19 protein-coding genes are annotated in these 19,879 nt (G+C 67.0%); 11 read left to right on the top strand and 8 right to left on the bottom strand.

Translation table 11 applies throughout. From position 1 onward, the window contains the following. Positions 1-43 precede the first annotated feature (43 nt). Positions 44-1,510: a MocR-like pyridoxine biosynthesis transcription factor PdxR gene (gene pdxR, locus AC1DS0_RS00580; protein WP_476812470.1), complete on the top strand. Its 1,467-nt coding sequence runs from the start codon at positions 44-46 to the stop codon at positions 1,508-1,510. Positions 1,511-1,513: 3 nt separating this feature from the next. On the opposite strand, the gene AC1DS0_RS00575 is transcribed toward pdxR, so the two are convergent. The 3 genes from AC1DS0_RS00575 to AC1DS0_RS00565 form a co-directional block, all read right to left on the bottom strand. Further along, entirely contained in the window at positions 1,514-2,314 is an 801-nt protein-coding gene (locus AC1DS0_RS00575; RefSeq protein ID WP_476812469.1) for an aldolase, read from the bottom strand. A 69-nt stretch (positions 2,315-2,383) separates the two neighbouring features. Then, a complete protein-coding gene (locus AC1DS0_RS00570; RefSeq protein ID WP_476812468.1) occupies positions 2,384-3,778 on the bottom strand; it encodes an ATP-binding protein in 1,395 nt (464 codons plus the stop codon). Beyond that, positions 3,775-4,539, bottom strand: a complete 765-nt coding sequence (locus AC1DS0_RS00565) for a response regulator (RefSeq protein ID WP_476812467.1) — start codon at positions 4,537-4,539, stop codon at positions 3,775-3,777. Before AC1DS0_RS00565 ends, AC1DS0_RS00570 begins: the two co-directional genes overlap by 4 nt. Before the next feature lie 176 nt (positions 4,540-4,715). On the opposite strand from AC1DS0_RS00565, the gene AC1DS0_RS00560 reads away from it, so the two are divergent. Genes AC1DS0_RS00560 through AC1DS0_RS00540 form a run of 5 tightly spaced genes read left to right on the top strand, consistent with a single transcriptional unit; the run spans position 4,716 to position 8,719 of the window. Continuing rightward, positions 4,716-4,931: a hypothetical protein gene (locus AC1DS0_RS00560; protein WP_476812466.1), complete on the top strand. Its 216-nt coding sequence runs from the start codon at positions 4,716-4,718 to the stop codon at positions 4,929-4,931. A 53-nt stretch (positions 4,932-4,984) separates the two neighbouring features. Continuing rightward, positions 4,985-6,451 (top strand): TolC family protein, encoded by a 1,467-nt coding sequence (locus AC1DS0_RS00555; protein WP_476812465.1) that lies wholly within the window; start codon positions 4,985-4,987, stop codon positions 6,449-6,451. A gap of 21 nt (positions 6,452-6,472) precedes the next feature. After that, positions 6,473-7,909, top strand: coding sequence for a multicopper oxidase family protein (locus AC1DS0_RS00550; protein ID WP_476812464.1), 1,437 nt, complete (start codon positions 6,473-6,475; stop codon positions 7,907-7,909). Between the two features lie 28 nt (positions 7,910-7,937). Beyond that, on the top strand, positions 7,938-8,417 hold the full coding sequence (locus tag AC1DS0_RS00545; RefSeq protein ID WP_476812463.1) for a cupredoxin domain-containing protein: 480 nt from the start codon (positions 7,938-7,940) through the stop codon (positions 8,415-8,417). A 23-nt stretch (positions 8,418-8,440) separates the two neighbouring features. Then, positions 8,441-8,719, top strand: a complete 279-nt coding sequence (locus AC1DS0_RS00540; protein ID WP_476812462.1) for a copper-binding protein — start codon at positions 8,441-8,443, stop codon at positions 8,717-8,719. Between the two features lie 20 nt (positions 8,720-8,739). Here the strand turns inward: AC1DS0_RS00540 and AC1DS0_RS00535 are convergent, their stop codons facing one another. The 4 genes from AC1DS0_RS00535 to AC1DS0_RS00520 all read right to left on the bottom strand — a co-directional run bounded on the left by AC1DS0_RS00535 (position 8,740) and on the right by AC1DS0_RS00520 (position 13,275). Continuing rightward, positions 8,740-8,967 carry a hypothetical protein gene (locus AC1DS0_RS00535; RefSeq protein ID WP_476812461.1) on the bottom strand — a complete coding sequence of 76 codons (228 nt, stop codon included), beginning with the start codon at positions 8,965-8,967 and terminating at the stop codon, positions 8,740-8,742. Between the two features lie 29 nt (positions 8,968-8,996). Continuing rightward, the gene (locus tag AC1DS0_RS00530; RefSeq protein WP_476812460.1) at positions 8,997-10,094 is read right to left on the bottom strand and encodes an ABC transporter ATP-binding protein; all 1,098 of its coding nucleotides are present in this window, start codon (positions 10,092-10,094) and stop codon (positions 8,997-8,999) included. A 1-nt stretch (position 10,095) separates the two neighbouring features. Next, complete coding sequence (locus tag AC1DS0_RS00525; RefSeq protein WP_476812459.1) at positions 10,096-11,811, bottom strand: ABC transporter permease; 1,716 nt, start codon at positions 11,809-11,811, stop codon at positions 10,096-10,098. Between the two features lie 135 nt (positions 11,812-11,946). Beyond that, positions 11,947-13,275 (bottom strand): ABC transporter substrate-binding protein, encoded by a 1,329-nt coding sequence (locus AC1DS0_RS00520; protein WP_476812458.1) that lies wholly within the window; start codon positions 13,273-13,275, stop codon positions 11,947-11,949. A 160-nt stretch (positions 13,276-13,435) separates the two neighbouring features. Here AC1DS0_RS00520 and AC1DS0_RS00515 point away from each other — a divergent pair, with 160 nt between their 5' ends. Both AC1DS0_RS00515 and AC1DS0_RS00510 read left to right on the top strand, forming a co-directional pair. Continuing rightward, positions 13,436-14,080, top strand: coding sequence for a DUF47 domain-containing protein (locus AC1DS0_RS00515; protein WP_476812457.1), 645 nt, complete (start codon positions 13,436-13,438; stop codon positions 14,078-14,080). Between the two features lie 15 nt (positions 14,081-14,095). Next, positions 14,096-15,109, top strand: a complete 1,014-nt coding sequence (locus AC1DS0_RS00510) for an inorganic phosphate transporter (protein WP_476812456.1) — start codon at positions 14,096-14,098, stop codon at positions 15,107-15,109. Between the two features lie 204 nt (positions 15,110-15,313). Here the strand turns inward: AC1DS0_RS00510 and AC1DS0_RS00505 are convergent, their stop codons facing one another. Then, positions 15,314-16,144: a TIGR01459 family HAD-type hydrolase gene (locus tag AC1DS0_RS00505; protein WP_476812455.1), complete on the bottom strand. Its 831-nt coding sequence runs from the start codon at positions 16,142-16,144 to the stop codon at positions 15,314-15,316. 197 nt (positions 16,145-16,341) lie between these two features. Between AC1DS0_RS00505 and phnD the strand changes: the two genes are divergently transcribed. Genes phnD through phnE form a run of 3 tightly spaced genes read left to right on the top strand, consistent with a single transcriptional unit; the run spans position 16,342 to position 19,835 of the window. Further along, positions 16,342-17,394 (top strand): phosphate/phosphite/phosphonate ABC transporter substrate-binding protein, encoded by a 1,053-nt coding sequence (phnD, locus tag AC1DS0_RS00500; RefSeq protein WP_476812454.1) that lies wholly within the window; start codon positions 16,342-16,344, stop codon positions 17,392-17,394. A 21-nt stretch (positions 17,395-17,415) separates the two neighbouring features. After that, a complete protein-coding gene (gene phnC, locus AC1DS0_RS00495; protein WP_476812453.1) occupies positions 17,416-18,207 on the top strand; it encodes a phosphonate ABC transporter ATP-binding protein in 792 nt (263 codons plus the stop codon). After that, complete coding sequence (phnE, locus tag AC1DS0_RS00490; protein ID WP_476812452.1) at positions 18,204-19,835, top strand: phosphonate ABC transporter, permease protein PhnE; 1,632 nt, start codon at positions 18,204-18,206, stop codon at positions 19,833-19,835. Before phnC ends, phnE begins: the two co-directional genes overlap by 4 nt. Positions 19,836-19,879 lie beyond the last annotated feature (44 nt).

The following is a 19,879-nucleotide window of genomic DNA, read 5'->3' as shown; positions in this document are numbered from 1 at the left end:
GTCTCCTTGCGGTCGCCGCTCTGATGCCGCTAATCTGGCCCGTATGAAACGGCCAGTTTCGAGCATTCCAACTGGACCAGTCGAAAGCGAGATTGGCGCCCAGCGCCGGGTCATCGCGGCGATCAAGCGCGAGATCGCCGCCGGTATCCATGCGCCCGGCTCGCGCCTGCCATCGACCCGGGCGCTCGCGGCCGAATGGGGTCTGTCGCGCACCACCGTCACGGCCGCCTTCGAGCAATTGGCAGCCGAGGGCTATCTCGAAACGAAGGCTGGCGCACGGGCCCGGGTCGCAGCTGGGTTGGCGCAGGCAGAGCCGGCAGCAAGAGACGCTCCTTCACCTCGCACGACCGAGCTCTCCGCCTATGGCCGACGGCTGGCGGCCGCCGCGCCGATTCCGTGGAACCCGCAGCCCTTCGCGCTCGATTTCCGCTATGGCGAGCTTGCCGGCGGCGACTTTCCGACGCTGGCTTGGCGACGGGCGCTGACAAATGCGGTGACGAAGCGACCCGCCCGCCTGCGCTATGGCGATCCGCGCGGTTTGCCAGAGCTGCGCGGGGCGCTGCAAGGCTATCTCTGGCGCGCCCGCGGGATGCGCTGCGAAATCGATGACATCCTCGTCGTCAATGGCTCGCAGCAGGGCTTCGATCTCTGTACAAGGCTGCTGCTCGATCCCGGCGATCGCGTCGTCATCGAGGACCCCGGCTACAATCTGGCCCGCCAGGCCTTCCTGACGGCCGGCGCCGAGCTTTGGCCGCAGCCGGTCGATCGCGAGGGCATGCAGACCGCGACGCTGCCGCCGGCACGGCTCGCCTTCGTCACGCCCTCGCATCAATTGCCACTCGGCAGCATCCTGTCGGCGCCGCGCCGGCAGGAACTGCTCGCCTGGGCGGCGCGCCATGGCGCCTTCGTCATCGAGGACGATTACGACGCCGAATATCGCCATGGCGTCGGCCCGGTGCCGCCTTTGCGCTCGCTCGATCGGGCCGGCAGCGTGATCTATCTCGGCACAGTCTCGAAGACGCTCTCGCCGACCTTGCGGCTGGGCTATCTCGTCCTACCGCCGGCGCTGCGCGAGGTTTTTGCCAGGGCCAAGCGCATGGTCGACCGGCATACGCCGGAGCTCGAACAGGCCGCATTGGCCGAGCTGATCGCGAACGGCGCCTATGAGCGGCATGTCCGCCGCATCCGGCGCCGCAATGGCGAACGGCGAGCCGCCCTGCTGAAGGCCCTGCGTGAGCGGCTCGGCGAGCGCGTCAGCATCGTCGGCACCGATGCCGGCCTGCATGTCCTCGCCTGGATCAACCGGCTGCCGCAAGCACGCGAGAGCGAGCTGACGGAGCGGGCTGCGGCGGTGGCGCTCGGCCTCTATGGCGTCAGCGGGCTCTATGACCGGCCTGATGATCCCGACCGCCGTGCCGGCCTGGTCATCGGCTATGCGGCGCTCGACGAAGCACAGATCGCGGCCGGCATCGCGCGGCTGGATGGCTTGCTGTTGGAGCTGGGCTCCTAGCCCTCAATCCCGATACACCGGCTCTTCCGTATCGAGCTGGCGGCGGATCGAGGCCAGGTGCAGGCGCGCCGATTCCGGATCGCCCTCGCGCATCTGCTGATAGGCCGCCTCGGCGATCTCCGGCTTCACCGGCAGCACCTGGCGGCCGGTCGAAAGCGCCAGGGTCTGCACCTCGCAAGCACGCTCGAGATAATAGAGATCGTCCCAGGCCTCGGCGATGTTGGGGCCGAGCACCATCACGCCGTGGTGCTTCATGAAGACGATGTCTGCATCGCCGACCGCGCCGGCGATACGGTCGCCCTCGCGCTCGTCGAGGGCCAGACCGTTATAGTCGCGGTCGAACGCTGTTCGGCCATAGAACTTCAGCGCCGTCTGCCCGGCGAAAATCAGCGGATCGCCCTCGGTCATCGAGAGCGCCGTCGCATAGGGCATGTGGGTGTGGAAGGCGACGCGGGCGCGCGGCAGGTTCTTGTGGACGCGGGCGTGGATGTAGAAAGCAGTCGCTTCGGGCTGGCCCTCGCCGGCGACGACATTGCCGTGAAAGTCGCAGATCAGCAGCCTGGAGGCGGTGAGCTCGCGAAAGGCCCAGCCATAAGGGTTGACGATGAAGAGGTCGTCATAGCCCGGCACCAGCGCCGAGAAGTGGTTGCAGATGCCCTCCTCGAAACCATAGCGCGCCGCCATACGGAAGCAGGCGGCAAGATCGCGCCGGGCCTCCCAGACCGCGTCGGAATCGAGGTTCGGCTGGTTCAGGCCAGCGGAGACGGCTGCCGGCGTCGCGCCGGCTTTGAGGGAGTGTGCCATGGCACCAGTCTAGGGCTGCTCCGAAGCGAGGCAAGCGAGCTGCCCTGCGCCTGGCGAAGAGGCTGACGGTCATCCCCGCATATCGGCCGCGGGCCCGGCCGCCCGATCGAGTTTCGGCAGCAGCAGCGTTACCCGCAGGCCGCCCTCTGGCCGGTTCTCCAGCGTGATCGAGCCGTCATGCGAGCGGGCGATGGCCAGCGCGATGGTGAGGCCGAGGCCCGAACCGCCGGTCTGACGGCCGCGCGATTCCTCCAGCCGCACGAAGGGATGGAACACCCGCTCCCGATCGGCCTCGGCAATGCCGGACCCTTTGTCCTCGACAGTTACGGCGAAGCTGTCGCCGGCATCGGTGATGCTGACCTTGGCCTCCTCGCCATACTTCACGGCATTTCCGATGATGTTGGAGGCGGCGCGCTTCAGGGAGAGCAATCTGCCCAAGACCGGGGCGGAGTTCAGCCCGACCAGCAGGACGAAATGGCCCTGGTCGACATGCTCGTCGACGATGGTCTCGATCACCGAGGCGAGGTCGACCGGCCGCAAGGGCTCGTTCGAGGTGCCACCGCGCAGATAGTCCAGCGTCGAGTCGATCATCGCCTCCATCTCGCCGAGATCGGCGTCGATCAGGGCGCGGGTGGCATCGTCCTCCAGGAATTCGGACCGGAGCCTGAGGCGCGTGATCGGCGTGCGCAGATCATGCGAGACCGCGGCCATAGCCTGCATGCGCTCGGTGACCAGGTTTCGGATGCGCTCGCGCATCGTGTTGAAGGCCCGCGCGGCGCGGCGCACCTCGATGGGCCCGGTCTCGGGAAGAGGTTGGAGGACCTGATCGAGGCTGAAGCGCTCGGCCGCCAAAGCGAGATCGCGCAGGGGCCGCGTCGCCCAGCGCAGCAACAGCAGCGCAACGACGACGATGGCGACGGCGAAGCAGATCATGATCGCCGTCAGGCCCCAGTCGAGATGCTGCGAGGCGCCGAGCGCCGACGAGGAGAAATTGACCCAGGAACCGTCGTCGAGACGGACCGAGACCAGCATCATGTGCTTGTAGGCATTGGCCTCGCCGGCGCCGAGCGCGCCATCGTCGGCGAAACCGACCCGGAAGGATTCCGCCGCCAGCTCCGGCGCCAGTTCCTTGAGCCGGGCTTCCATCGCCCGGGTCCGCTCGGTCATCGGGGCGGTGCCGAGAACCAGGCTGACCTTGCTCCAATGCACTTCGAGGCTGGCGCTCGACAGGTCGTGCGCGACGCGGTCGCGCTCCGGAGCCTGCGGCAGGCTCGCGATCGCCCGCTTAATCGAGACGATGCGTTCGGCGAGGCCGCGATCCTGGCCTGCCGTCGCAAGGTTTTCGACGCCGACGCGATAGGCCCAGTAGCCGAGCAGATGGAAGGCGAGCAGCGCCGCGACCAGGATCAGGATGGCGCGGCTGGCGACGGTGTCGGGCCAGAGCCGCTTGGCGAGGTTCGTCAAGCGGACTGTCCTTGCTGATGGTCGACCTGCGAGGCGAATAGATAGCCGGCACCGCGGACCGTCTTGATCAATTGGCCGCCCCTGGCATCGGCTTCGAGCTTGCGGCGCAGGCGGCTGATCTGGACGTCGATGGTGCGGTCGAAGGGATCGTCGCTCATCCGCGCCTTGGCGAACTGCATCAACGCCTCGCGCGACAGCACCCGGTTGGCGTGCTCGACGAAGGCGACGAGCAAGTCGAACTCGCCGGTCGAGAGGTCGATCAGCGTTCCCGACGGCGATTGCAATTCGCGCCGCCTCAGGTCCATGTGCCAGCCATCGAAGCTCACGATCGCATTCGTCTGCGCGATGGCCGCACCCTGCCCTGCCCTTGCCCGGCGCAGCAGCGCCCGGATCCGGGCCAGCAATTCGCGCGGGCTGAACGGCTTGGTGACGTAGTCGTCCGCCCCGCCCTCCAGGCCGGTGATGCGGTCGCTCTCCTCGGTCCGCGCCGTCAGCATCACGATCGGCACCTGCGATGTCGCGCGCACGTCGCGGCAGAGCTCGACGCCGGAGCGGCCGGGCAGCATCAGGTCGAGCACGATCAGGTCGATGGCGCTGTGCGCCAGCGCCTCCAGCATCGCCCGCCCGTCCGGTGCGCCGGTAACCTGATAGCCGTGCCGCTGCAGGAAGCGCGCGACGAGCAGCCTGATCTGCGGATCGTCGTCGACCACCAGGATATGGCCGTGGTCGTCGACGGTCGTCGCGACGGGAGCCTGCTCCATCTCTGGCTGTGCTTGCGTTGGAATGTCCGTGTCCCCGCGAGCGGGCTCCTGTCATCTCGCCAGCACAATAGCGCGCTCGTCGGCCAACCGCCCGCGCCGCTTTGAAACAATTTGTAACGGACGCCCGCGAAAGGCCGCTGCTACCCCTGCTGCATCGAAACAGGGGATGCCGAGTCGTGAGGTTGGTGAAGTTGCCGTTGCTGATGGCGGTTGGTCTGGCGCTGGGCGCCTGCACCGCAACGATCCCAGACCATCTGGCGCGGCCGGCCGATCCGAACGCCCGCGTTCCGGCTGTCGGCTATCGCAGCGTGACGGCCGGCGCCGCGAGCTTCCGCCCGGCCGAGCCCAAGGACTGGCGCGAGCTCAACCGCCAGGTCGGGCCGAAATCATGACGCTGCCCGTCCAACCGATCACTTCGCTTGCTCCGTCGCTTGAAAGGCCGACCTTGATCGCTCCGACCATGCCGAATGCCCGCCGCCTGCTGCGCTGGGGCCTGCTCGCCGGCACGGCGGCGCTGCTCGGCGGCTGTGCCGGCTTCTCGCCCGATGGCGGGATGGCGCCGATCCAGGCGGCGACTTACGCCGATATCGGCAAGGACGTGGTCAAGATCGGCGACGACAGGATAGCGCTCACGGCGAAGGCGCGTGTCGACCAGCTGCTGCGTAAGCCGCTGACCGCGGACAGCGCCGTCCAGGTCGCGCTGCTCGGCAATCGCGGGCTGCAAGCATCCTTCAACGAGCTCGGGATTGCCGAGGCGCAGATGGTCGCCGCCAGCCTGCCGCCCAATCCGCGCTTCGGCATCTCCAAGCTCTCCGGCCGCTTCGAGGTTGAGGTCGAGCGCCAGATCGTCGGCAGCCTGCTCGCGCTCATCACCTTGCCGGCGAGGGCCGAGATCGCCGGCGATCGCTTCAAGACCGCGCAATTGCGCGCGATCGAGGCGGTGCTTCGGCTCGCAGCCGATGCCCGCCGCCAGTACTACCGGGCCGTCGCCGCCAATGCGCAAGTCACCTTCTATCAGGAGGCCAAGGCCTCTGCCGACGCCGCCTCCGAACTGTTCAAACGGCTCGGCGAGTCCGGCGGCGTCAACAAGATCGACCAGGCGCGCGAGTTCGCCTTCGAGGCCGAATTGACGGTTCAACTCGCCCAGGCGCGCCAGCAGCAACGGCAGGAGCGCGAGCGCCTCGTCCGCCAGCTCGGGCTTTGGGGTGACGACCTGAAATTCCGGCTCGGCAGCTTGCCTCCGCTGCCGCGACTGCAATCGGTCAAGGCGATCGAGGCCGAAGCTCTGCGCAAGCGCGTCGACGTCCAGATCGCCCGGGCGGAGCTCGACACGTTGGCGAAGTCGCTCGGCCTCGCCAATGCGACGCGCTTCGTCAACGATATCGACCTGCTCGGGCGCCGCACCTATGACCGCGGCCGCAGCGTCGACGCGGAGGGTCATGTCGAGCGCGAATCCAGCCGCAGCCGGACGCTGGAGCTGGAGATCGACATCCCGATCTACGATTTCGGCCAGTCCAAGGTCGCGCTCGCCGAGCAGACCTACATGCAGGCGGCGAACAAGCTGGCAGAGAAGGCGGTCAATGCCCGCTCCGAGGCGCGCGAGGCCTATACCGCCTATCGCGCCAATTACGACATCACCCGGCAATACCAGAACAACGTCCTGCCGCTGCGCAAGATCATCCAGGAGCAGTCGCTGCTGCACTACAGCGGCATGCTCAACGACGTGACCGACCTGATCACCGATGCCCGCAACCGCATCCTCTCGAATGTCGCGGCGATCAATGCCCGGCGCGATTTCTGGATCGCTCATACCGACTTCAAGCACGCACTGATCGGTGGCGGCAGCGGAGGCGGAGGCGCGGCCACGGTAGCCGCAGCGGGCGGCGGCGATGCCGGCGGCGGCGGGCACTGAGCGGGCGGAAGGAGCGGAACAATGACCACGCTATCGCGCAGAGGCTTCATCGGCTCGTCCGGGCTCGTCCTGGCCGGAGCAACCGCAGTGTCGGGACGCACAGCCTTCGCCGCTGTGCCGGAGGCACCCACCATGGCCGAGGCGACGACGCAGGCGCCTCTGGTTCCGACGACGGGGCCGGATTACCAGCCGGTCGCGACGCTGAACGGCTGGTCGCTGCCCTGGCGCATGAACGGCGACTGGAAGGAGTTCCATCTCGTCGCCGAGCCCGTGGTGCGCGAGTTCGCGCCCGGCATGAAGGGCTATCTCTGGGGCTATAACGGCCAGTCGCCCGGCCCGACCATCGAGGCGGTCGAGGGCGACAAGGTCCGCATCTACGTCACCAACAAGCTGCCGGAGAGCACGGCGGTGCACTGGCACGGCCAGCGCCTGCCCAACGGTATGGACGGCGTCGGCGGGCTGACGCAGCCGCATATCCCGCCGGGCAAGACCTTCGTCTACGAGTTCCAGCTGCGGCGCTCGGGCACCTACATGTACCACCCGCACTCGGACGAAATGGTCCAGATGGCGATGGGCATGATGGGCTTCTTCGTCGTCCATCCGAAGGACCCGGCCTTCCGCCGTGTCGACCGCGACTTCGTCTTCCTGCTCAACGCCTTCGACATCGAGCCCGGCTCCTATGTGCCGCGCGTCGCCGAGATGACCGAGTTCAACATGTGGTGCTGGAACAGCCGCGTGTTCCCGGGCATCGACCCGCTCGTCGTGGGCAAGAACGACAAGGTCAGGATCCGCTTCGGCAACCTGACGATGACCAATCACCCGATCCACATGCATGGCTACGAGTTCAAGGTCTCGTGCACGGATGGCGGCTGGGTCGATCCGGCGGCGGCCTGGGACGAGGTCTCGATCGACTGCGCCGTCGGCCAGATGCGCGCCTTCGACTTCGTCGCCGACGAGCCCGGCGACTGGGCGATCCACTGCCACAAATCGCACCACACCATGAATGCGATGGGGCATTCGGTGAAGAACTATATCGGCGTCAACAAGAAGGACCTGGCCAAGCGCATCGCCAAGATCGCGCCGGGCTACATGCCGATGGGCTCGAACGGCATGGGCGAGATGGGCTCGATGGAGATGCCGCTCCCCGAGAACACCTTGCCGATGATGACGGGCTTTGCCCAGTTCGGCCCGGTCGAGATGGGCGGCATGTTCTCGGTGGTGAAGGTCCGCGAAGGCCTCGCCAAGACCGATTACAAGGACCCCGGCTGGTTCAAGCATCCGGAAGGCACCGTCGCCTTCGAATACAAGGGCCAGAAGCTGGCCGAGGCGCCGCGCGGCACCTCCCCCGATAGCGGCGTCGAACCGACCGAATGGCGGGTCAAGGACCCGCGCAAGCCGAGCCTGGGACCGGACGGCAAGCCCCGGCCTGCGGCCAAGAACTCCCACTCCAACCACTGAAGACACCAACCTCCAGCAGGAGAGCCTCATGACGACAGCATTCAAGCTCGCCGCAATCGCGGTCCTGTTCTTCGCCGGCTCAGCCCTGGCGGGCCCCGGTGGCGCCGGCCATGGCCATGGCGACGAGACCGCCTATGGCAAGCCCGGCGATCCCAAGAAGCCGGCGCGCATCATCGCGGTGGCAATGGCCGAGCGCGACGGCAAGATGTCCTTCATCCCCGACCGGATCGAGGTGCGCCGCGGCGAGCAGATCCGCTTCCAGCTGCGGAACAATGGCGAGCTCGACCATGAGCTCGTGCTGGCGACGCTGGAGGAAAACCTCAAGCACGCCGTCGAGATGCAGAAGAATCCCGACATGGAGCATGACGACCCGAACGCCAGGCGCCTTCAGCCGAAGAAGACCGGCGAGATCGTCTGGGCCTTCACCAAGACGGGCGAGTTCGATTTCTCCTGCCTGATCCCCGGTCACCGCGAAGCCGGCATGACCGGCAAGATCATCGTCAAGTGAAGCTCAAGCGAAAGGAGCACCCCATGCTCAGGACGACAGCCACCCTCGCCCTTCTCCTCCTTGCCCTGCCGGCGGCGGCGCAGTCGGTCAGCGGCACGGTCACCAAGGTCGACGAGCCCCAGGGCAAGCTCACCATCAATCACGGCGCGATCAAGAACCTCGACATGGACGCGATGACCATGGTGTTCCGGGCCGGCGATCCGGCCATGCTGAAAGGGCTGAAAGCGGGAACGAAGATCAAGTTCGACGCCGACCGGGTCAACGGCCAGATCACCGTCACCAAGCTCCAGAAGGCGAAGTGACCCTGCATCATCGGGGTGGATCACGCCGATCCGCCCCTCTGCGCCGGGCCGGTGTCCCGGCGCTGGCGCTTCTGGGCGGGTTGTCCGCTGCGTTTGCTTCCGATGGCGATCTGCAGCGCGTCCTGCTCGAACGCGGCTGCATCAAGCCGCGGATCGAGACCGTTCTGAAACAAGGCTCGCTCGTCGCTTACCGGGCCAATTGCTTGGGCACCTCGCACAAGGTGCTCGATGTCGTCTGCACCGACCATGGCTGCAGCGCCGCTGCTCCAAGGCCTCCTCAGGCGGAGAGCCAGTGAAGCGCGCCCGGAGCGAGCCTCAGGCTGGCGTCGCTGTCGACTTCCAACAGCTCGCGCCCGGACTGGAACGGCATGTCGACCGCCACCTCGGCTGAGCCGATCCGGGCGCCGTAGCGCACGCTCGCGCCGAGGAATTCGCGGTTGGCGATGACGCAGGGCAAGGCAAGCGCGGCGTCCTGCGAGCCGGCCCGGTCGACGAGGCTGGCATGCTGCGGGCGGAAGACCAGCGCCGCGCCGTCGGGAACGGGCATCCCCTCGCCGATCGGGAATTTCGCACCGCCCTCGATCTCGAAGCAGCGCTCCGCGCCGCTGCCGACCACTCGCCCCTTCAGGATGTTGGCTGTGCCGAGGAAACCGGCGACGAAGAGGTTGGCGGGGCGCTCATAGAGCTCCATCGGCGTGCCTACCTGCTGGACGATGCCGTCGTTCATCACCGCGATGCGGTCGCAGATCGAGTTCGCCTCCTCCTGGTCGTGGGTGACGAAGATCGTGGTCAGGCCGAGCCGCTGCTGCAGGTCGCGCAATTCGCGCCGGACCTGCACGCGCATCTTGGCGTCGAGATTGGAGAGCGGCTCGTCGAGCAGCAGCACCTTGGGCTCGACCGCGACGGTGCGCGCCACCGCGACGCGCTGCTGCTGGCCGCCGGAGAGCTGCGAGGGCCGGCGCTCGGCGAGATGGGCGAGCCCGACGAGGCCAAGCGCCGCCTCGACCCGGCGGTCGATCTCGGCGCGTTTTACGCCGCGCTCTTCCAGCCCGAAGGCGACGTTGCGGCGCACGCTCATATGCGGCCAGAGCGCATAGGACTGAAAGACCATGCCGACATCGCGCTTCCATGGCGGCAGGTTGGAGATGTCCTGCCCGCCGATCGTAACGCGGCCGGTATCGGCGCGGTTGAAGCCGGCGATCAGCCTGAGCAGCGTGGTCTTGCCGCAGCCGGAGGGGCCGAGGAAGGCGAAGAACTCGCCGGGCTCGATCGCGAGGTTCACGTCCTTCAGCACATGGTTGTCGCCATAGGACAGGTTGACGCCCTCGATCGCGACCGAGACGGCCGGCGTGGTCAGGGAGACGTTTGCGTTCATGTCAGTGGCCCATTCCCTTGGCCTTCTGGCTGCGTTCGACGATGAGGTGCGAGAGGAAGGTGCAGGCGGCGACGAGCACGACCGCGACGACGCCGAGCGCCGCGCCCGGCCCCCGTCCGGCGGCCGACTGCATGAAGACGTAGAGCCCATAGGCCAGCGGCGCATCGGAATTGGACTGCACCAGCATCAGCGTCGCCGAGAGCTCGACCGCCGCCGTCGCGAAGGAGGTGACGAAGCCCGCGAGGATGCCGCCCGTCATCAAGGGCACGACGATGCGGCGCACCGTACGGGCCTTGGTGGCGCCGAGGTTTTCGGCCGCTTCCTCCAGCAAGACCGAAATCTGCTGGAGCGCGGCATGGCAGGCGCGCAGCGCATAGGGCAGGCGCCGGATCGCCAGCGCCATGACGATGGTGATCCAGAGCGCAGCGAGCGGCGTCCCGTCCGGCAGGGTGATGCCGTAGAAGGTCCTGAGGTAGCCGATGCCGAGCACGACGCCGGGGATGGCGAGCGCGGCCGTCGCCATCCAGTCGAGCCATTCGCGGCCGATCAGCTTGGTGCGCAGCACGAGATAGGCGACGGCGACGCCGAGCACGACGTCGATACCGCCGGCGAGCGCGGCATAGATCAGCGTGTTCTTGATGTAGAGCGAGCTCTCGCCGAAGACGCGGCCATAGTGCGCGACGGTGTACGCGTCCGGCAGCGGCGAGAACGACCACACCGTCGCGAAGGAGAGCAGCAGCAGGGCCAGATGCGGCGCCAGCACCAGCGCCAGGATCAGGATGACCACGCCGTAGCCGAGCAACGCCTCGTGCGGTCGCATGACGCGCCGCGCGAGTCCGCCGCCACCGCGCTGTGTGGTCGCGTAGTCGCGGCCCTTCAGCGCCAGCGCCGACAGCCACATCGCCAGGACAGAGGCGACGATCAGTACGACCGATATGACATAGCCCATCGGGTCGGCGATGCCGATCGAGGTCACCCGCAGATAGGCTTGCGGCGCCAGCATGTCCTTGACGTTGAGCAGGAGCGGCGTGGCGAGATCGTCGAAGACCTTGACGAAGACGAGCGAGGCCCCGGCGAGATAGCCCGGCAGCGCCAGCGGGAAGACAATGCGCCGGAACAGTCTGAAGCCGGAGGAGCCGAGATTCTGCGCAGCCTCCTCCATGGCGCGGTCGATATTGCGTAGCGCCGCCGAGAGATTGATCAGGATGAACGGGAAATAGTGGACCGACTGGACGAAGATGACGCCGTTCAGTCCCTCCATGAAGTCGATCTTGAAGCCGAACCAGTCGTCGAGCAGCAGGTTGATCGAGCCGTTGCGGCCGAAGAAAAGTTGCATCGCCACGGCACCGACAAAGGGCGGCATGATCAGTGGCAGGAAGCCGAGCGTCTGGACGATCGCGGCGCCGCGAAAGGCGAAGCGCGTGGTGAGGTAGGCGAGCGGCAAAGCGAGCACCGAGGCCCAGACCACCGACATCGCAGAGACATAGAAGGAGTTCCACAACGAGCGCATGAACAGCTCGGTGCGGACGAAGTCGTAGAAGTTAACCAGCGTGAAGGTCGAGGTGCCCTTCTGCGTGAAGGCGACATAGATCACCGTCGCCACCGGCAGCACCAGAAAGACGAGCAGGAAGGCCGCGATGGCGAGCGCCAGCGCGATCTGGCCGGGCGTGGCGGAGAACGCGCGGGCGCGAGGTGGGGTGGCGGGGACGGCGGTCATGATGAGCCTTGCGAAAGGGCGTCATGCCCGGGCCTGACCCGGGCATCTCCGGACGAGTGGCGCAGCATCAGCGGCGCCATATCCGGCATGAGATTCCCGGGTCGGCGCATGCGCGCCGCCCGAGAATGACGCCGATCACTTTGCCGCCTTCAGCGCCTCCTCGGCCTTGGCCTTCGCCTTGGCGTAGTTGTCGCGGGCAAAGCTCGCCCACTGACTCTCGACCTCGGCCTGGCGCGCGCCCTTCTCCTTGGCGCCGGTGAAGGCGCCGCGCAGCTCGGGGCTCGCCGCCTGCACCTCGGTTACCGGCAGGGCGGCGATCAGGGTACGGGCCTCGTCGGCGAGCGCCTTGGCCTGGGCGTTTGGCTTCTTGGCGAGCGCAGCGTCGACCTCGTGCAGCGTCTTGGTGACGCCCTTCAGCGCGTCAAGCTGGAACGAGATCAGCTGGTCGAACAGCGTGTCGACCACGGCGGTGCGGGCTTCCGACTTGTCGACGTCGAAGCCGATCATCTTCTGGAAGCGCGGGTCGGTGAAGGGGTTCGGATAGTCGGCGCCGGCCTTGGCGTAGACGGCCGGATTGACCGGCAGGCGGCGGATGCCGGGCTCGAGCAGCACCTCCTGCCCGGTCGGCGAGAGCAGGAACTCGATGAAGGCCTCGGCCGCCGCCTTGTTCGGCGGGTTGGCGAGGATGCCGACATTGGCCGGCACGACCGTGGTCACGCTCGGATAGACGAACTTGACCGGGAAGCCGGAGGCCTGCGCCGAGAAGGCGAAGAAATCGATGACGATGCCGACGCCGACCTGGCCGGAATTCACCGCCTCCGGCACGCCGAAGGAGCGATCGGTGATCGAGCGGAAATTGCCCGACATCTCCTTCAGCGTCCGCCAGCCCTTCTCCCAACCCTCGCCCTGCAGGATGGTCTCGACGGTCAGATGCGTCGTGCCGGACCGCGCCGGCGAGGCGATCGAGACATGGTCGTAGAAGACGGGCTTGGCGAGATCCTGCCAATCCTTGGGATCGGGCAGCTTGTTGGCCTTGGCGTAGCGCTCGTTCCACATGATGCCATAGCCCGAGGCGGCGAAGCCAAAATAGAAGCCGGCGGGATCGTTGATCGGATAGGAGCCGATCTTCTCGGGGATGCCGGACGCCTTGGGCTTGTAGGCCGAGAGCAGCTTCTTGCCCTTCAGCACCTCGAAGGCGTCGGGCGCCGAGGCCCAGAACAGGTCGACCTGGTTGTTGGCCTTGGTCTCCTCGACATATTTCACGCCGGCATTGGTGTTGCGGTTCTGGACCTCGAGCGTCACGCCCGGCACCGCCTTCTCGAAGGCCTTCTTGATCGGGTCGGTGACATCCTTCGAGAACGAGGTCACAACCGTGACCTTGCCCGACGGCGCCTGCGCGTGAACGGCCGAGGCGGACAGAGCTAAGCCTAGCGCCGAAACCAGCGCGATCCTGCGTGTAAACATGTCAGTCCTCCCTATCGTGTTCTGCGCACGCCGGCGTCGAGGCCAACGGGGGCAAAGCCGGAATCCGGATTGCCGTTGTCGCAAAACTGTCACAAAAGGCGCAGGCGTGTCATCCCGCTCTTTGCCGCGGGGCGGACTAAGTTGGTGAGAGGCCGTTCCGATGCTGGGCTGGTTCCAGAAGCTGCTGCCGAAGGAAGACAAGTTCTTCGTGCTGTTCGAGCGTCATGCTGAGACGCTGAAGGCCGGAGCGGCGGCGCTCGACGGCCTGCTCAGCGGAGCGACGCCGATCGAGGCAGGCTGCGCCGAGATCTTCGCCGAGGAGAACCGGGCCGATGCGATCGCCGGCGAGGTGATGCTCGAGGTCGGCCGCACCTTCATCACGCCCTTCGACCGCGGCGACATCGAGGAGTTGATCGGCTCGATGGACGACGCCATCGACCAGATGCAGAAGACGGCCAAGGCGATCCGGCTCTTCGAGGTCGAGAGCTTCACACCCAGCATGCAGGAGCTCGGCAAGACCGTCGTCGTCGCGGCGATCAAGGTCGGCGAGCTGCTGCCGATGCTGCGCGACATCAAGAAGCACGCGGTCGGCATCGGCGCGCTGGCCAAGGAGATCGGCGCGATCGAGGAGCGCTCCGACCAGCTTTATGACCAGGGCCTCAAGGAGCTGTTCAAGGCCCATCGCGGCACCGACGCGATGGGCTTCATCGTCGGCGCCGAGATCTACGACCACTTGGAAAAGGTGGTCGACCGTTTCGAGGACGTCGCCAAGCGCGTCAGCCGCATCGTCCTCGAACATCTCTGAGAAGCGTCGCGCGCCGTGGATGTCGCCAGCCTCGCCCCTGCTCTCCTCTTCCTGATCGCCGTCGCGCTGCTGTTCGATTTCCTGAACGGCCTGCACGACGCCGCCAACTCGATCGCGACCATCGTCTCGACGAGGGTTCTGGCGCCGCAATGGGCGGTGCTCTGGGCCGCCTTCTTCAACTTCATCGCCTTCCTGTTCTTCGGCCTGCACGTCGCCCAGACGGTCGGCTCCGGCATCATCCAGGCGGCGATCGTCGACGACCGGGTGATCTTCGGCGCGCTGACAGGCGCGATCGTCTGGAATGTCGTCACCTGGATCGCCGGCATCCCGTCGAGCTCCTCGCATGCGCTGATCGGCGGGCTGGTCGGCGCCGGCCTGTCGAAGGTCGGCCTCTCGGCAGTCGTCTGGTGGGGGCTCGGCAAGACCTTCGTCGCGATCTTCATGTCCCCTGCGATCGGCTTCGCGCTGGCGCTGCTACTAGTGCTGATCGTCTCCTGGACTTTCCTCAAGGTCGCGCCGATCAAGGTCGATTCGACCTTCCGCCTGCTGCAATTCGTCTCGGCCTCGCTCTATTCTCTGGGGCACGGCGCCAATGACGCGCAGAAGACGATGGGCATCATCGCCGTGCTGCTGTTCTCGCACGGCATGATGGGCGAGACCTTCTCGGTGCCGTTCTGGGTGGTGATCTCCTGCCAGGCGGCGATGGCACTCGGCACGCTCTGCGGCGGCTGGCGCATCGTCCACACCATGGGCTCGAAGATCACGCGGCTCTCGCCGCAGCAGGGCTTCTGCGCCGAGACCGGCGGCGCGATCACCCTGTTCCTGGCGACCTATCTCGGCGTCCCCGTCTCGACCACGCACACCATCACCGGCGCGATCATCGGCGTCGGCGCGGCACGTCGGGTCACCGCAGTGCGCTGGGGCGTCGCCCGCGGCATCGTCTTCGCCTGGATCGTCACCATGCCGGCGGCGGGACTGATCTCGGCGCTGGCCTATGCCCTGTCAGGCTTCTTCCTGACCGGCCGTTGAGGCGCTTCCGCCTCTAGTTGGAACCACACCGTCTTTCCGGGGCAGGCCGAAGGCCTGAGCCCGGAACCCAGAACCGATGCCCTCTCCGGAAAAGCGCGTCGGCCACAACGCCATCCTGACAACCGGCATCGGTTCTGGGTTCCGGGCCCTTCGCTGCGCGAAGTCCCGGAATGACGGCGTGGTTCCGCATGAAATCGGCATGCTCTAGCCGAGCAGCGGGAGCGCATAGGTCGGGCTACGTCCGGCGCGGGCAAAGAGCGCAAGACAGCTCAACGGGTCCATCACCGCGCCGTTCCAGCTGATGTCACCACGATGGATGCCGCCGCCGATGAAGACGCTGTCGATGCCAGCGCCTTGCGCACCCGCAATGTCATGCTCCAGTGAATCGCCGATCGCGACGACGCGGCTACGGTGGAGCCCGAGCTTCGCCAGGCAGGTGCGATAGATCCGCGGCTGCGGCTTGCCGTGATAGCGAACCGTGCCGCCCAGCTGCTCATAGGCACGTGCGACGAAGCCGGGCGCCTCCTGCAGACCACCATCCGGGCTGGCGCGATGCAGGTCGGGATTGGCGCAGACCAGCGGCAGCCGGCGCGCGCTGGCCGCTTCGAGCAAGTTAATCCAGCCGGCGACCGACTGCCGGGGTGGGTCCATCGTCATCAGCAGGATGAAGTCGGCCAGGATGACATCATCGACCAGGTCGAGGCCGAGCCCCTCCGCCAGGTGCGCCTCGCCCTCGCGCGCCAGCAGCAGGCAGCGGCGGCCGAGCGCGCGGTGGAACGGCTCGTCGCGCGCCGCCAATGCATCGCGGGCGTCGTCCCCGGCCGAGATGACCTCGTCATAAAGCTCGCCTGCGAAGCCCATCTTCGCCAGCAGCGCTGCGTTCTCGGCTCCGCGGCGCCCGGAATTCGAGAGGATGATCACGCGCTTGCCCGCCCGGCGCAGCATCTCCAACGCGGCCACGGCACCGGGATAGGGCCGGACGCCGTCGTGCAACACGCCCCATTGGTCGAGAAGGAAATCGTCATAGCGCGGCATCAACGCCGCCAGATTGTCCGGAAAGGTTGTGGGAGGAAGATTTTGCATCGCTTGGGTTGGTGCGCGGGTCAATCGTCGCGGTGGACAAGGCCACTATAGTCGTAAGACGAGACGTCCTGCCCGGCTGGAATATGACAGTTTTGTGTCACATACTATAGCCAGCTCATAATCAAGATCGACCGGGAGAGACGCCGACTATGACCAAGACGCTGACTTGCCTGACCGCCACGACCTCGCTGCTTCTGGGCCTCGGGCTCGCTGGCGCGGCACAGGCACAGGACGCCTGCCCCAATCGCGGCCAGCTCGACACGATGTATTGCGACGCCAACAAGGACCTGGTCGCCGACGTGCCGACCGAGGCCTCGAAGCTGAAGGACCCGTCGGCGCTGGTCTGGGCCTATACGCCGGTCGAGGACCCCGCCGTCTACGCCAACATCTTCAAGCCGCTGACCGACCATCTCGCCGCCTGCACCGGCAAGCGCATCGTCTATTATCCCGTGCAGTCGAACTCGGCCGAGATCGAGGCGATGCGCTCGGGTCGCCTGCATTTCGCCGGCTTCTCGACCGGCCCGACCGGCTTTGCCGTCAACCTCGCCGGCGCAATCCCGTTCGCCGCCAAGGGCTCGGCCGCCGGCGTGCGCGGCTACAATCTCGTCGCGGTGGTCAAGGCCTCCAGCCCCTATCAGAAGCTGTCGGACCTCAAGGACAAGAAGGTCGCTCACACCTCGCCCTCGTCCAACTCGGGCAACCTCGCCCCGCGCGTACTGTTCCCCGAATTCGGGCTCGAGGCCGACAAGGACTACAAGCCGCTGATGTCGGGCGGCCACGACAAGTCGATCCTCGGTGTCGTCTCGGGCGACTACGACATGGGCGCGGTCGCCGGCGACGTCTATGAGCGCATGATCGTGCGCGGCACGATCAAGAAGGACGATACTCGCGAGATCTATCGCAGCGCTATCTTCCCGACCTCGTCCTTCGCCTATGCGCACGATCTGAAGCCCGAGCTCGCCAAGAAGCTGACCGACTGCTTCTTCTCCTTCCGCTTCACCCCGGAAATGACCAAGGAGTTCAACGGCGACGACCGCTTTCTGCCGATCACTTACCAGAAGGACTGGGCGGTCGTGCGTGACGTCGCCGAGAAGTCGGGCACGCCCTACAACAAGTCGGCCTACGACACCGAGGCCAAGCGCGAGGCCGACGAGCTCGCCAAGAAGAAGGCGCAGCAGCCCGTGCCAGCCAAGGCTCCCTGACGCGAAAGCCATAGCAAGCTCATGAGCGCGCTTCCCGCCGCAGAGGCGCCCGGCCATGGCCGGGCGCTCGTCATCCGCAACCTCGTCAAGGAGTATCGCAAGGGCCAGCCGGTCCTGCGCGACATCTCGCTGAGCGTCACCGAGCCTGGCATCGTCGCGATCATCGGCCCCTCCGGTACCGGCAAGTCGACGCTGATCCGCTGCATCAACCGGCTGGTCGACCCGACTTCCGGCTCGATCATGCTGGGCGGAACCGACCTGGCGAAGCTGCAGGGCGAGCCTCTCAGGGCTGCGCGCCGGCGCCTCGGCATGGTCTTCCAGGAGTACAATCTGGTCGAGCGGCTGACGGTGATCGAGAACGTGCTCTGCGGCCGGCTCGGCTATGTCCCGGTCTGGCGCGCCTGGACGCGGCGCTTCCCCGAAGAAGACATCGCCCGCGCCTTCGCGCTGCTGGAATCGGTCGGCCTCGGCGACTTCGCCACCCGCCGCGCCGACCAGCTCTCCGGCGGCCAGCGCCAGCGCGTCGGCATCGCCCGCGCGGTGATGCAGGAGCCGGACCTGATCCTCGCCGACGAGCCGACCTCCTCGCTCGATCCCAAGACCTCGGTCGAGATCATGGAACTGCTCGCCAAGGTCGGCCGCGAGCGCAATATCCCGGTGCTGGTCAACATCCACAACGTGGCGCTGGCTCGCCGCTATGCGCTGCGGATGATCGGCATGTCGAAGGGCCTCGTGATCTATGACGGCCCGCCCGCCGGGCTGCAGGACAACCATCTCGCCGAGATCTATGGCGGCGAAGGCTGGATGGAATGAGCGCTCCTCCCGTCAGCGAAGGCCTCAGCCTGCGCGCCCGCGCCTTCCCGCCGAACTGGCCGCTGCGCCTCGGCGCGGTGCTGTTTGTCGCCTATGTGATCTATGCGGCGGGGATCGTCGACATCCGCTGGGAACGCTTCGTCCAGGGCCTCGGCAATGGCGCGCGCTTCCTCGGCCGCATGTTCCCGCCGAACCTGGCGCACGACAAGATGCAGCTGCTCGCGCAGGGCATGCTGGAATCGCTGCAGATCGCCATCATCGCGACCGGCGCCGGCGTGCTGCTCGCCCTGCCCGTCGGCCTCTGCGCTGCCCGCAACCTGATGCCCCTGCCGGTGACGATCCTGGCGCGCGGGCTGATCGCGCTCTGCCGGACCTTCCACCCGGTCATCGTCGCCATCCTCTTCGTCAAGGCGGTCGGCTTCGGCGCGCTGGCCGGCATCCTGGCGCTGATCGTCGCCACCATCGGCTTTATCGCCAAGCTGATCGCCGAGGCGATCGAAGAGATGTCGATGAAGCCGATCGAGGCGCTGCGCGCCGCCGGCTCGCCCTTCCTCTCGGTCGTGGTCATGGGCGTGGTGCCGCAGGTGCTGCCGCGCTTCATCGGCTTTGCCGCCTACCAGCTCGATTCGAACCTGCGCAATTCCGCCCTGGTCGGCCTCGTCGGCGGCGGCGGCATCGGCGCCACCCTGTTCACCGCCTTCCAGCGCTTCGACTACGACTTCGTGCTGACGATCATCCTCGCGATCATCCTGGCGGTGATGGCCGGCGAGATCCTCTCCGCCTTCATGCGCCGGGTCTATCAGGACGAGGCGCCAAGCGGCGAGGTCAAGGCCGGTGCAAACGGTCCGGTCTGGCATCGCTTCACCGCGGCCGAGCGTGGCATGCGCCTCGCCTTCTGGGCCGTGGCGGCGCTGGCGTTGGGCTGGTCGGTCCAGACCATCGAGGTGATCCCGGAATTCCTCTACGACGCGCCCGAACAGACGGTCGACCTCTTCGCGAGAATGTGGCCGATCGACTGGGCTTACTTCCCCAAGACCGTGCAGCAGGCGCTGGTCGAGACGCTGCACACCGCAACGCTCGGCACGGTACTGGCGATCCTGCTGGCGACGCCGGTCGCGCTGATGTGCGCCCGCAACATCTCCTCTTCGGTCTGGGTCAACACGCTCGGCCGCTTCATCCTGGTCGCGACCCGCTCGGTGCATACGCTGGTCTGGGCGCTGCTCTTCGTCGCCATTTTCGGCCCCGGGGCGCTCGCCGGCGTGATGGCGGTGGCGGTGCACTCCATCGGCTTCACCGGCAAGTTCCTGGCGGAGGCGATCGAGGAGGCCAAGCCCGGCCCGATCGAGGCGCTGCGAGCCGCGGGGGCACCGTGGCGCTCCGTCCTGCTCAAGGGCTTCTGGCCGCAGGTGAAGCCGGCCTTCCTCGCCGTCAGCCTGTTCCGCTGGGACATCAATGTGCGCGAGAGCGCCGTGCTCGGCCTGGTCGGCGCCGGCGGCCTCGGCGTCGCCCTGCAGGCGGCGATGGACAATCTCTATTGGGATCAGGTCGGGCTCGTGCTCGTCGTGATCTTCGCAGTGGTGGTCGTCACCGAGATCGTCACCGCGACGCTGCGCGCGAAGGTGATCTGAGCGCAGGACCGACCGGCCCGAGACGGGAGGCAGGCGCCTCCCGC

The sequence above is a fragment of the Allobosea sp. P4_H5 genome, assembly GCF_056400825.1.
This window is presented reverse-complemented; position numbering and strand designations above follow the sequence as displayed.